The 13,796-nt window shown below is 41.8% G+C and carries 9 protein-coding genes; 4 read left to right on the top strand and 5 right to left on the bottom strand.

Features of this window, described 5'->3' with window-relative positions:
* Positions 1-94: 94 nt before the first annotated feature.
* From KSW37_RS13735 to KSW37_RS13725, 3 genes are all read right to left on the bottom strand, one after another.
* Entirely contained in the window at positions 95-1,291 is a 1,197-nt protein-coding gene (locus KSW37_RS13735) for a RepB family plasmid replication initiator protein (RefSeq protein ID WP_217314924.1), read from the bottom strand.
* Between the two features lie 468 nt (positions 1,292-1,759).
* Complete coding sequence (locus KSW37_RS13730; RefSeq protein WP_217314925.1) at positions 1,760-2,059, bottom strand: hypothetical protein; 300 nt, start codon at positions 2,057-2,059, stop codon at positions 1,760-1,762.
* Between the two features lie 73 nt (positions 2,060-2,132).
* On the bottom strand, positions 2,133-2,963 hold the full coding sequence (locus KSW37_RS13725; RefSeq protein ID WP_217314926.1) for a ParA family protein: 831 nt from the start codon (positions 2,961-2,963) through the stop codon (positions 2,133-2,135).
* Between the two features lie 525 nt (positions 2,964-3,488).
* Here KSW37_RS13725 and ald point away from each other — a divergent pair.
* The 4 genes from ald to KSW37_RS13705 all read left to right on the top strand — a co-directional run bounded on the left by ald (position 3,489) and on the right by KSW37_RS13705 (position 10,905).
* Positions 3,489-4,595 (top strand): alanine dehydrogenase, encoded by a 1,107-nt coding sequence (gene ald, locus KSW37_RS13720; protein WP_217314927.1) that lies wholly within the window; start codon positions 3,489-3,491, stop codon positions 4,593-4,595.
* Between the two features lie 304 nt (positions 4,596-4,899).
* Positions 4,900-8,100 (top strand): SusC/RagA family TonB-linked outer membrane protein, encoded by a 3,201-nt coding sequence (locus KSW37_RS13715; protein ID WP_217743509.1) that lies wholly within the window; start codon positions 4,900-4,902, stop codon positions 8,098-8,100.
* An 18-nt stretch (positions 8,101-8,118) separates the two neighbouring features.
* The gene (locus KSW37_RS13710; RefSeq protein ID WP_217743508.1) at positions 8,119-9,705 is read left to right on the top strand and encodes a RagB/SusD family nutrient uptake outer membrane protein; all 1,587 of its coding nucleotides are present in this window, start codon (positions 8,119-8,121) and stop codon (positions 9,703-9,705) included.
* 30 nt (positions 9,706-9,735) lie between these two features.
* Positions 9,736-10,905: a TlpA disulfide reductase family protein gene (locus tag KSW37_RS13705; protein ID WP_217743507.1), complete on the top strand. Its 1,170-nt coding sequence runs from the start codon at positions 9,736-9,738 to the stop codon at positions 10,903-10,905.
* 130 nt (positions 10,906-11,035) lie between these two features.
* Here the strand turns inward: KSW37_RS13705 and KSW37_RS13700 are convergent, their stop codons facing one another.
* Positions 11,036-12,478: an alanine/glycine:cation symporter family protein gene (locus KSW37_RS13700; protein ID WP_217743506.1), complete on the bottom strand. Its 1,443-nt coding sequence runs from the start codon at positions 12,476-12,478 to the stop codon at positions 11,036-11,038.
* Positions 12,479-12,504: 26 nt separating this feature from the next.
* Positions 12,505-13,185: an SGNH/GDSL hydrolase family protein gene (locus KSW37_RS13695; RefSeq protein ID WP_217743505.1), complete on the bottom strand. Its 681-nt coding sequence runs from the start codon at positions 13,183-13,185 to the stop codon at positions 12,505-12,507.
* Between the last annotated feature and the right edge of the window lie 611 nt (positions 13,186-13,796).

Here is a 13,796-nt window from a genome sequence, read left to right as displayed (position 1 = left end):
AAAACTGTGTTAAACTACTTTTATTGTAGCTTGACACAGTTTAGTTTACACTCTCAGGTACTCCCCTACTTCCTCTTCTGCAATATTGTTCAGTTTAGGCTCTATAGAATACAGGCATGAATGAGCCAACACAATTAAAGAATTCTTGTGCAAGCCTTTCAAGACCTGAAGTTTTTAAAGCTACAAAATCATAATCACTGGCAGCAACACAGAATCTGTCATTCTTGATACCAATGAATTTGCATCTTTTCAACAAAGCAATCTGATTATCATCATGCACCATCGAAACAAACTGATTCCATTGCTCAGAACCATGAGTAGTATCAACTTCTATCTTCTTGTCAGGATTCTGATATACATGTGCAAAAAGATCTCCCTGCAGCATATTATCTTCAGATACTTTCTTTCCCTTGCTACGGTTAATCTTTTCATTCAGGCGACGGGCTATATCTGCATCTTTATCACCGATATGGTTGATACCGACATCCGTTCGCTTGATATGGAAGACAATATATTCAGGATCACCCTTACACTTCCCGTTCCGATAAATAAAGTCTTCATCAGAAAATTCATCAAATACGATATCCGTCTCGCTGCGGCTGGCCATTCTGTTGAGGTCTTCCCTTACGACATCGAGTACCTGTTTTCTGAATTGCGAGAACTTAGGATATTTATTCATCACAGGTTCTCCCTTGTCGTCAAGCAGAATATTGCCATGTTCATCAAGTTCTACCAGACCCAGATACTGTTTCATCGGCAAGAACTCTACCTTTACATCCAGACACTTGTCAAGCCCCATCTGGCGAAGCAGATAAATATAGAGACGTGGCGTATTCACCTTCTTGGAATATTTAGCGATCATGGAGATATGGTGAATGTATCCCTGGCGCATGTCAAAGAGGCTCATAGTGAGCTTAGGATCTATTTCAAGTATTACTTCACCCTTGATGCGCTCTACCTTCTCTCCATCGCTCTTTGTATAGCCTTTCTGCGTTGTCGGAATCTCGATGTTTGAGAATACATGCTGTATCTTCTCTGTATTGTTGTCCATCTTAACACGCACAGAGAGGTTGAGAATGTCATTTTTCAGCGTATCACGCAGATTCTTGTAATTATGAAACTCCGTTGATACCTGGAAATCCTTGATGTCTATTATGATAGGCGGTATCTCCATGACAGCATGCTCTATACCTTTCTCGAAAAGATAATCGGAGCGAGAATCTCCAAGCACCCTCTTCTCAGTGAAGTACTCTTCTACATACTTCTGGAGATGGGTACTTGCAACCATCAATATGTTTTGCTGCAATAATGTATATTGCTTATCAAGTTTTGTCAGTGAAAAAGGTGTGTTAATCCACACCAGATTCTTATTTACTTTTGGGTCACTCATATTAAAACCACATTTCTGTTTACCTAAAACCACCAAACTGTTTACCTAAAACCACAAAGTTGTTTACCTAAAACCACATTTCTGTTTACCTAAAACCACCAAACTGTTTACCTAAAACCACAAAGTTGTTTACCTAAAACCACATTTCTGTTTACCTAAATGAAAATAACCGCCTAATAGTCAAGAGGTTACAACTCCCGTAATATATAAGTATATTATAACCTATTATAATATATAATTTTTAATTATCATCTTTTGGTAAACAGAAATGTGGTTTTTGAAGGTGTTTATACCTTTTTTAAGACTTTGCGCCTTTTCAGGTAAACAGTTTTGTGGTTTTCACCCTGTAAAACCTACTTTTTTGTTTGCTTACTTTTTCAAGTAATCCATCAGAATGTTGTAGAGCAAGTTTTCCTGTGGAATATCATCTGCAAGGCATTTCATCTTCAAGAGAAGGAGTTCTTCCTTATTAAGATATGTTGCTACACTTGTTCTGGTGCGTCTTTCTTCTGCAGTCCAGTAACTTTTTCTCTTACGTCCACCTTTAGATGCGTTTTTATCCTCCTCGTTTTTTGCAACTTCTGTATTTAACAAACTTGGTCGGTCGTTCTTTCCCATATTTTCAATCGACTCACCAATTTCCTCGATATTTCTCTTTGCTACAGCCATAATTATTATTGTTTATAATTTTGTCTTCTATTTTTTATCATTGCATGCTTAACCCTACCCTATTCTGGGTAGATTATATCTTTATGTTAAACATGTGCTTGATAGCTATTTCGTAATCGATACCTGTACTTGAGTAAGGTGCATATTCGAATATGCTTTGTCCGTGAGCCTGAGCTTCCAGGAACTTCACAGAGCGTCGGATGCGGCAAGGAAGAATTAATTCGCCATGTCTTTCTCCTAAAAGTTTACTCAACTGCTTGGTAATCTTGGTTCGCTCATCTACCATAACTGGCAGGAGTCCAAGTAATTCCAGATTATCGTTCATGTGGAACTCCTTCACTTCATCCATAACGCTGAGCACTTCGCTTACTCCCTTGACAGATAAAGCTTCCATTTGAACTGGAATCAAAATCTTGCTTGCAGCAACCAGGGCATTATAAGTATTCTTGGAAAGAGCCGGAGGACAGTCGATAAAGATGTAGTCGAAATCATCGAATACGTTTTTAAGTCCTTCTCCCGTCATGTCATGGCAATCGTTGTCTTGCAGACAGCTCAGCAATACGGTGTAGCTCTTCATCTGTTCTCTCAGCGAAGGACCGCCTGGAAGGTGTTGCTCAATATTTTCCATCTGAGCAGATCCAGGAACAGCGTATACTCCATTCTTACATTTATAAACAGGAACACCACTCTGTTTACACATGGCGTTGTATATGTTGTCATATTCATTGTCTCTCACCCCGAAAAGCGAAGAAAGGTTGCATTGTGGGTCTAAGTCAATCACCAAAATGCGGAGATTATGATTCAGTCGAACCATTCCTGATGCGAGAGACTGCACGGTGGCTGTCTTTCCTACTCCACCCTTGTTGTTCACTACTGCAACAATTTCCTGTAATTCATGTTTCATGTCTTATTCTTGTTACTTTTAGCTTCTTATTTTCGTTTAATCTTTTCTCCGAATATTAGAATTGCTGGCAATTAGAACAAACTAATAAACTTTTATCCTAACTTATGATTATTCTAAAAGTCTTATATTTGATTGATCTAATGTTCTAAAGTTCTAATATTTGCTGCAAAAATAGGTAAAATAGTTGATATAAAAGAATTTATTCTTTTTTATTTCTAAAGAAAACTAGTTTTTTATACTTTTCTAACAATCTACATGAATAATATTCTAATTTTCTAATATTCTTATAATCTAAAATTAGAATATACTAATTGTCGGATAAATAGAATATACGGATAAACTAATAAACTGATAAACTAATAAAATAATTGCAGTCAATTAGGATAAACTAAGATACAGATATAAGTATTGCAACCAATATAAGATTTGTTAAATATTGACATCAAAGTATACAACCTATAGATATTTTCAATAACTTTACAGAATTAAAAATAACTGATGTCAAACCTTTAAAACTATAACATCATGAAAATAGGTATTCCAAAAGAGATTAAGAATAATGAGAATCGTGTTGGAATGACACCGGCAGGTGTAGCAGAGTTCATTCGACATGGTCATGAAGTGATGGTTCAGCATACAGCTGGTGTAAACAGCGGATTTGCTGATGAAGCGTATGAAAAGGTAGGGGCCAGAATCTTACCCGACATCCAGAGTGTATATCGTGAGGCGGAAATGATTGTAAAAGTGAAAGAACCTATCGCCGAGGAATATCCACTTATCCATCAGGACCAGCTTGTATTCACTTATTTCCATTTTGCCTGTGACAAGGAACTTACCGATGCCATGCTCAAGAGTGGGGCCGTCTGTCTGGCTTACGAGACGGTAGAAACAGACAACCACCATTTGCCTTTACTCATTCCGATGAGTGAAGTAGCAGGAAGAATGGCCATTGTTAATGGTGCTTTTTATCTGCAGAAAACTAAGGGAGGAAAAGGAAAACTGATGAGTGGTGTGCCTGGTGTGAACCGCGTCAAGGTTTTGGTATTGGGAGGTGGAACCGTAGGAGAGGCTGCAGCAAGAATGGCTGCAGGAATGGGAGCTGATGTATGGATTACAGATATCAGTTTGCCCCGTCTTCGTCAGTTAGAGATGGAACTGCCTGTCAATGTACACACGCTCTATTCCAACGAGCATAATATCCGTAGGGAATTGCATGATGTGGATATCGTTGTGGGTAGTGTGCTCGTACCAGGTGATAAGGCACCGCATCTTATTACGAAAGATATGTTGAAATTGATGGAGCCGGGAACTGTACTTGTTGATGTTGCAATTGATCAGGGCGGCTGTTTTGAAACATCGCATCCAACCACTCACTCAGATCCGATATATATGGTCGATGGAATCGTGCATTATGCAGTAGCTAATATTCCTGGTGCTGTGCCAAATACCTCTACTACAGCCTTGACCAATGCTACGCTGAAATATGCATTGGCACTTGCTGACAAGGGTTGGCGAAAGGCATGTAAGGAGGATAAAGCCTTGTATAGAGGTTTGAATATCGTAAATGGAAAGGTAGTATTCAAGGCCGTAGCGGATGTCTTCGGACTGGAATATGAAGAAATGAAGCTCTAAGTAGAGTAGGGGAGGATTCCATAACACAAAAGCTATGGAATCCTCTTTATAATGATAATTAAGGAGAGCAGGATACACTTTGTTTGGTTAGAACGCTTACTGATAGCATTTTTTTCGAGAAAAAGACTTAAAAACAAGGAAAATGCAAGTAAAATAGCAGAAAAAGTAGGAATATGTGTGAAAAATAAGTTAATTGTATAGCATTATGCTACAGTTTTAGATATTTTTTATACTTTTGCGCAATAAACATGAAGTTTAACTAACATTCAGTTATTATGAAGAAGAAAAAAGCTTGTTGCTTTTCTTGGCAGCAACTTCAGCCAGCTTTGTGCAGGCAGCCCTTCCAGTTCATACCAGTTTTGCGGCTGGTATTGAAAATGTGCAAGAAAAAGGTCATACCTTTATAAAAGGAAGAGTGATTGATTCCGATGGAAATCCTCTGGTAGGTGTCACGGTGCAGATCGAAGGCACAAGCTATGGTGTTATCACTGATGCTGATGGTAACTACATACTGGAATTTCCATCTATGGCGCATCCTAAAATTGTATTTTCCAGCATCGGTTACAAATCGAAGAGTATTGAATTTCGTGGCGTAAAAGAGCAAAACATGATGCTCGAGTTGGATCATGTAGCGCTGGATGATCTCGTAGTCATCGGATACGGAAGTAAGAGCCGCAAGGATGTGACCACAGCTATCTCTACCGTGAGTCAGGAACAGATAAGCAAGTTGGCTGCTACCACACCAACCCTCGATGGTCTTCTTCAGGGTACTGTAAAGGGCGTATTGGCTACTACCGCAAATGGTGAGCCTGGTTCATCTCTCAAGTTAAACATCCGCGGTATTACATCTCCTTATCCTAAATCGGGTAAGGGTAACAACAACCAGCCTCTTTATGTCATTGATGGCGTTCCTACCTTTATGGAGGATACCGGCATCAACCCGCTCATCAATATCTCACCAAACGATATTGAGAGTATCGATGTGCTGAAAGATGCCGCAGCTACTGCGATCTATGGATCACGTGGAGCCAATGGTGTCGTTATTGTCAAGACCAAGAACGGAAAGCGCAATGAGAAGACCAAGGTAGATTTCGGCTACACATTCTCGTTCAGTAATCCTATCAAAAACTATAAGCCATTGAACATTTCTGAATACAAGAATGTGCAAGACGAGATTCTGCGTAATACTGTAGACGGCATGAATGACGGCAGTTCGATAGTAGGTATGTATGGTTTTGATTATATTCTTAACCAGTATGGAAATGTTTCACTCAATGAAGAAACGGGTCTTTATACCTATAATGGTCTTAATGAGAGTCTTTATGGCAAGGATAATGTCAACTGGGCAGATGAAGTAATCAACAAGAATGCACCTACACATCAGTATAATGTGGCTGTCAGAGGTGGAAGCAACAAAACCAACTATTCTTTCTCTTTCAACGGAATGAACCAGGAAGGTCTGTTACTCAATGACCGTATGGAGCGATATGGTGCAAGACTCTCTATAGATTCTGAAATCAACAAATACATCACCGTAGGAGGTGTGCTCGATTATACCTATTCTTCACGCAAGAGTGGAAGCAACGATCCTGCCTTGGGATATGATAATGACGGATGGATGACCCGTCCGGATTTGGCTGTACGCGATGCGGATGGCAATTTCCAGCGTGTAGATAAGTTCGGTCTTTATACCGATACCTATAATGATGCCAATGCGGTAGCTAAACTCCAGCGCAAGACGAAGTATGAAAATGATCAGTTCTCTGGCAATGCTTATATTGATATTAAGCCTGTCAAGGGATTGACCCTTCATGCTGATGCCAATATATCCAGATTCATCTTCAGCAACAGTTATTTCTCTCCGAAGATTACGCTCCCGGAACAGTTGGGTATGGAGCCAACATCAACCTTGGCTGAGAGCAACTATCGCAACACCAATACTTCTATCAATTTCCGTGCCGACTACAAGTTCACGCTTACCGAAGCTCATCGTTTTGACGTGATGGCTGGTTATAGTGCCGACAGGTATTGGAGCAAGGAACACGACCAGGCTTATAGTGGTTTCCCTAACGATGATGTATTGAACAATGCCAGTTCTGCAACCACCGTCAATAAGCCAACCGAGACTTATTCCAAGAGTGGTCTTAATTCTATCTATGGTCGTTTGAGCTATGATTTCCTCTCACGTTATCTGCTTGATTTCAGTCTTCGTTCCGATGAGTCATCAAAATTTGGACCGGGTAACAAGCGCGGTACTTTCCCTGCAGTTTCTCTGGCCTGGCGCATCAATCAAGAGCCTTTCCTGGAATCTGTAAGAGATATTGATGATCTGAAGTTCCGTTTGAGTTGGGGTAAGACTGGTTCCACCAACGTATCAGACTTTTCTTATATCCAGTATTTCAATGGTAATCTGTATGGCGGACAGAGCGGACTCACCCTTGCTTCTACTTATCCAAACAGGGATATCAAGTGGGAGATGACAACCGAGTATAATGCTGGTGTCGACTTTACTTTATTCAATGGCCGTCTGACTGGTAGCTTTGATATCTATCATCGTAAGACTGATGGTGCGCTTGCTCCTGCTCCTATCGCCCTGGAGTTTGGTATCGGCACCTATTACAGCAATATTCTTGATCTTACCAACAATGGTTTTGAATTCTCTATCGGTGGTGATGTAGTTCGTACCAAGGATTTCACCTATAACACTATGCTCAGTATCTCATCCAACAGGAATAAGATAACCAAGCTCAATGGTTCAACCCTCGATATGATGCATCAGGATCTCTATATGGAAGGTCATGCCATGGGAACCGTGAAGGGATATAAAGTGGCAGGTATCTATCAGAGTCAGGATCAGATTCGTAAGTTGAATGAACAGGCTATGGCCAAGGGATTTGATTTCTATCAGGATGGAGCTGCTGTAGGTGACTACATGTTTGCAGATACCAATGGTGATGGCTATATTTCAGAGGCCGACCGTACGGCGATTGCCAACCCAGAGCCAAAGGTATTCGGTGGATGGTCAAATACATTGTCATATAAGAACTTCACGCTCTCTATGCTCTTCCAGTATCAGTTAGGTGGTGATGCCTACTACAGCACGATGCAGGAATCTGCTAGTGGAGCCATCGGTATGAGTATCTTGCGCGAGATGTATGGCAACACCTGGACACCGGATCGCACCGATGCCAAGTATGCTAAGTTGATGTGGATGCCTAGTGCCTATACCAACACACAGGCCAACGACCGCTATGTATATTCCAACTCATACTTCCGTTTGCGCAACATCACGCTCTCTTATACCTTTGAGCCAGCATGGTTAGAGCGCTTGCATGTGAGTGGTGCATCGGTGTTCTTTACTGCTACCAACCTCTTTACCATTACCGATTGGCCAGGTTTGGATCCAGATATGGCAGCCACAAATGCCTTTACCAAGACAACCGAGACCAAGGATGTATATCCAATGAGCCGTTCGTTCTCATTCGGTCTCAAATTGCAATTCTAATTCAAAGAAACGAAGATTATGAAACATATAAGATATCAATTTCTGGCGTTACTGTCAGTATCAGCGCTCACATTCACATCGTGCGACTTGATAGGCAGTATCGATGATATGGAACCAGACTATGTGGTAACTGATTTGAATTATATTACCGATGCCACATCTGCTCAGACTGCTCTCAATGGTGTTTACGCTTCCTGGCGCAGTACAGGTGTATCTTACTTGAGATATGGTATCGCTTCTATGGCGCATACCCAGACTCAGGCGATGGTGATGGGTGTAGATGAGTTTGCGGCAGAAAATATCCAGACAAATAACAGTAATGTGGAGACTGCCTATACAGCCTACTACAATGTCATCAATACCGCCAACACCTTCCTGGTACATATCAACAAGAATATACCAGGACTGAGCGAGGAAAAACGTGCCGAGATGATTGCAGAGGCTCGTTGCCAGCGTGCTTTGGCTTATCTTACTCTCCTGAAATGTTTTGGTGAGTATTGGAAACAGGATTCCCAATACGGAGTCTGCCTCTTCAAGGATGAGTTGGTAAGAGATAACCAGGTTCGTCAGCGTTCTTCTGTAGCTGATACTTACAAGTTGATTTCTGAAGATCTCGATTATGCCATCGCCCATTGTGGACAGCATCCGGCAGATCATTATCACATGAGCAGTCTTTTTGCCAAGGCTTTGAAGGCAAAGATGTATTTTGCTCAGGATAACTATCCGGAGGCAGCAAGATTATCTGAAGAAGTGATTAACGAGGCAGAAACTGCTGGCTATGAACTGGAAAGCGACTATGCTAATATTTTTACTGAACAGTTTAATTCCAAGGAGATGCTTTTCGCTCCTTATACTGCTAATCCTAATGAACTGATGGATGCTTCTTGGTTTGCCTTTTCTCCAGGTTCACTCCTCAAGAAGGTGGCTGACGATTTAGTTCCAGACGATGAAACAGGTGGAGATATTGTTATTCCAAACCCGGGAGAGGGTGGGGATGTTGTTGTTCCTAATCCAGGTGAAGGCGGTGATGTCGTGATTCCTGGTGGTGGTGGCAGCGAAGGCGGTATCGTTATCCCTGGTGGTGATGGTGGCGATTTACCAATCTTCCCAGGTGAAGATGATGCAGCTTCCTACGATCCTCTTTATACTTGGGCATACAAGGGTGAAGGCATGACTGGAATTGCCAAGTACAGCAAGTTGACTCCTGAGTTTATGTTCGAAGATTCCTATTACTTCATGCGCTTGGCAGAAGTCTATTATATCGCAGCCGAAGCAGAGGCTCGTCAGGGTCAGTATGGGAAGGCTCGTACCTTACTGGCAACCGTCATCAGTCGTGCCGGTTATACAGAAGATGATGTCAATGCGATTTCCGACAGCGATCTTCTGGGTGAAATACTCAAACATAAGTTGTGTGATATGAGTAACGAAAATCTGGAAGAATGGTTCGATCTTTGCCGTTACAACCGTAAGGGTGGTTTCGAGAGTTGGACAGAAGATGAGAAAGCAGAACTTCCTAGTTTCCGTCGGTATCTTCTTCCTATACCAAAGGCATCTATGGGAGCCAACAGTCTTCTGGTTCAGAATCCGGAATATGTGAATCAATAAACATTATATAATAAATAATATCGAGAAAAAATGAATAAGATGAAAATGAAAACTTGCATGATGACACTTGCCGGTCTTGTACTTGCAATGGCTGCCAGTGCGCAGAATTTTGTGATGAAAGGTAAGGTTAAAGGTAACGTGGATGGCTGTTCTGTCATGTTGCAGAAGTATGGATTGGAAGGTGTTACCAATCTGGATAGCGTTACAATCAAGAATGGTGAGTTCACGCTCAAGGGGGTAGTTAACCAGCCTGAGCAGTATCAGATGGTTATTGATATGAACAAACCTGGTACAGCTGAGCCTGACTATCAGAAAATATTCTCAACAAGAGTCTATGTAGAGAATAAGCCGATGACCTACGATGTAGATCTTACCGGTTTCCCTGCAGAGCGTGACATGAGTATGATAGAGCCTGTAGTAAAGGGTTCTACCACCCAGGATATTTATCAGGCTTATCTTGAACTGATGTCACCTATTCAGGACAAGATGCATAAGATGGATGATAGTATCAACCAGACTACCGATTTGGCACAGCGTGTAGCCCTTGCCAAGGAAGCCATCAAGTTGCAGGAGGAAATGCGCCATCAGACCAGTCTGTTTATTCAGCAGCATACCACTTCTCTGGTAGCCTTCGACTTGCTTCTCGAGAGTTTCTCTTCTTTACCAACCCCATATACCTCTCAGCAGATTGACGAGATGATGGGCTGGTTGAAGAACGACTGGAGTTCTTCTGCCCAATATCCGATGCTGCAGATGCAGGCAGAGATGGCAAAGCATACAGCTATCGGCAACCATTATATCGATGGTACCGTTGTCACTCCTGAAGGCAAGCAGGTGAAGCTTTCTTCACTTATCAAGAAGGGTGAATATACCATGTTGGAGTTCTGGGCTTCCTGGTGTCGTCCATGCCGTCAGGAGATTCCACATCTCAAGAAGGTACACGAGAAATACAAGGATTTCAACATCATCAGTATTTCAGTAGATGAGAGAGATGCCGACTGGAAAAAGGCAATGGCCAAGGAAGGAATGACCTGGACACAGGTTCGCAATCCTGAAGGTTTTGGCGGTATGGTGATGGGCGAATATGGCATCAATGGTATTCCAGCCTGTCTCATCCTAGATAAGAATGGCAATTTCTATAAGACCAACATGCGTGGTGCATATCTTGATGCTTTCCTGTACGATTACTATAAGAAATAAAATAGTTTAGTGCATAAAAATATTCCCCGATATGAATCCTCAGTATTCCTGCAGGATTCGTATCGGGGAATTTTGTTGATGACTTGTATGAAGGATAGATTTTTGCGAAATGAAAATCCATCATTGTTATTTACCATGCCTCCAGTTTATCAGCAATCTCTGGCATCTTGTTCTTTGTGAATATAGGATTCTTGCCGTCCTTCTTCTGTTGGCGATAGTCTTTCAACAGGAAGACGGCCTGGCGGGAAAGTAGGACGATGGCCACGAGATTGCAGAGGGTGAGAAGAGCCATCGTGATATCTGCAAAACTCCATGCAAAATCCAGAGATACTACCGCTCCAACCATCACCATTGCTGCTACTGCAAGACGATAGATAAATACACCCAGCTTGGAGTCCCTGATATATCTCACGTTGGTTTCTCCATAATAATAATTGCCGATGATGCTGCTAAAGGCAAACAGCCATATCATCACCGCAACAAACGGATTGCCGATGCTTCCGATTTCGTGGGTCAGGGCATCCTGGGTGAGTTGGATACCATTTGAAGCAGTAAGATCCACACCGCTCACCAGGATAATGAATGCAGTGCAGGAACATACCACCAGCGTATCTGTAAAAACGCCCAAAGCCTGTATCAATCCCTGTTTTACAGGATGACTGACTGTAGCTACCGCAGCTGCATTCGGTGCACTACCTTCACCTGCTTCATTACTGAACAGACCTCGCTTGATACCCTGTATCACTGTAACGCCAAGAACTCCGCCAGCAGCCTGATTGAATCCGAAAGCATTCTCTACAATGGTAAGCAGAACCGTTGGCAGACTGGTGATATTCCAAATAACAACACCTATAGCTATCAGAAGATAAACGACAGCCATCACAGGAACCACGGTAGAAGAGAACTTAGCCACTCTATGGATGCCACCGAAGATGATGAGCAGGGTGAGCACAGTGAGGGCAATTCCCATGGTGGCAGGTTCGATGCCAAAAGCTTTCTGCCATGCCAGACAGATAGTATTGCTCTGCACTGAATTATAGGCAAAGCCGAAGGTAATGATCATCAGCACGGCAAAAAGAATACCCATCCATCCTTTTCCCAAACCATACTTCATATAATAGGCCGGTCCGCCATAGAAAGATGTTTTGCCTTTTCGCTTGTAAAGTTGGGCGAGAGTTGATTCTATGAAAGCTGATGCTGAGCCCAGCAAAGCCAGCATCCACATCCAGAATACGGCTCCAGGTCCACCGATGCTGATAGCAGTAGCCACACCAGCAAGATTACCGGTTCCAATACGGCTAGCCAATGCTACCACAAATGCCTGGAAGGAAGAGATGTGTTTCATTTCGCCATCCACTTTCACCTCCATCGACAGTTCATCGTGTCCTATTTCTTCCGGTTGTACCTTGTCGGGATGAAGCAGCAGCCTGATCATCTCTCTGATAAGGCGGAACTGGACGAAACGGGTACGCCAAGTGAAAAACAGGGCACAGCATATCAAGACGGTGATGATGATATACGACCAAAGGAAATCGCTAACCTGAACTAAAATGTTTTGTATTGAATCTATCATTTATCTATTTAAACTTTCTTATTTCTTTACTTTTTTATAACCTTCAGAACCTGGTCAGCAATACTCTTCATTCCCTTGATAGTAGGATGACCGTTTTTCTTGTCAATATCATGAAGGGCAATAACAGGAACCTGATAGGTCTTGCAAATCTTTTTAACCGACTCATTGATAACATCCTTGAGTTCAGAGTTTAAGATGAAGTATACCTCTACATTTGGATAATGCTGGCGTATATCGGAAAGCAACTTGGCCATGGCAGGGCGGAAACAATATAAATCTGCGCGCTTCCAGTCGCTATACTGATAGTTGCCGAGCGGGGCATTAGCCCAGTTGTCATTCGTAGCACCGCAAATCAGGATGATATCCGGATTTCCAAGAAGAGAACTGCGGGTGATGAAAGAACGGTCGGTATAATCTGCATCATTATAGCCTGTGTTGCAGATGGTAGCACCAGAATAGGAATTGATATTTCCCATCTTATAGCCTCCTTCCTTGATTACTTGCCACCACCAGGTTTGCTCTACCTTGTTAACATCTGTAGTTTTTGCTGGAGTAGTAGGGGAGTACCAGGTTGCATAACCCTTAGGAATGAACCCCTCGAAAGTGGAATACGAGTCACCGAGAACGGCAACAGTCTGCTTCACCTGTGCCATGAGTGGCATGAAGGTGAGCATAATGAAAGAAATGATAATCGTAAATCTTTTCATAATGCTTGTTTTTGCTTTAATGATTCTTATGTAATTCTACTGCAAAAGTAATATAAATATGTGAAAAAACAAAAGTATCAGGAAAAAAATGCATAGTTTTACCATACATATCAGAAATATGAAGCTTGTTCACCTTATTATATTACGCATGCGCGCACATTCGAGCGCGCGTACCTGGGCGCACGCATATATATGATAAGGTATACATCCAAAACTCGCTCGTTTAAATCTTTACAAGTGTTAAAAGAGCACTAAAAAAGCAACTTTTTTCGAGAAATATTTGGCTGTTTCGAAAATAGTTAGTACTTTTGCACTCGCTTTTGAGAAATGCACTTTCTCTTAGCGATTAAAGAAAGAGTTCTTTGAAAGATTTTACATAAACAGACAAGTAGTACAAGAAGCGGTTAACTTCTTAGAAATAAGAAAGTTGACTGGGTAAAAGAAACGAACCGTCAAGCAATTGACAAGTCAGGTTTACTAAGCTTCAATAAACGAAAAGGATATTCGTCCTAAGTACAGACAACAAACACCGATTGCTTCAGCAATGAGGCAAGAAGTAAAAATGATATTTTACAATGGAGAGTTTGATCCTGGCTCAGGATGAACGCTAG

This window comes from Segatella copri, assembly GCF_019127135.1.
Classification (GTDB): Bacteria; Bacteroidota; Bacteroidia; order Bacteroidales; family Bacteroidaceae; genus Prevotella.
Note: the sequence above shows the minus strand (reverse complement) of the source record. Positions and strands in the feature narration are given on the sequence as shown.

Coding starts and splice junctions, on each gene's coding strand:
- KSW37_RS13725 (WP_217314926.1), bottom strand. CDS start 2,963: ATGAAACATGAATTACAGGAAATTGTTGCAGTAGTGAACAACAAGGGT.
- KSW37_RS13710 (WP_217743508.1), top strand. CDS start 8,119: ATGAAACATATAAGATATCAATTTCTGGCGTTACTGTCAGTATCAGCG.
- KSW37_RS13705 (WP_217743507.1), top strand. CDS start 9,736: ATGAATAAGATGAAAATGAAAACTTGCATGATGACACTTGCCGGTCTT.
- ald (WP_217314927.1), top strand. CDS start 3,489: ATGAAAATAGGTATTCCAAAAGAGATTAAGAATAATGAGAATCGTGTT.
- KSW37_RS13730 (WP_217314925.1), bottom strand. CDS start 2,059: ATGGCTGTAGCAAAGAGAAATATCGAGGAAATTGGTGAGTCGATTGAA.
- KSW37_RS13700 (WP_217743506.1), bottom strand. CDS start 12,478: ATGATAGATTCAATACAAAACATTTTAGTTCAGGTTAGCGATTTCCTT.
- KSW37_RS13695 (WP_217743505.1), bottom strand. CDS start 13,185: ATGAAAAGATTTACGATTATCATTTCTTTCATTATGCTCACCTTCATG.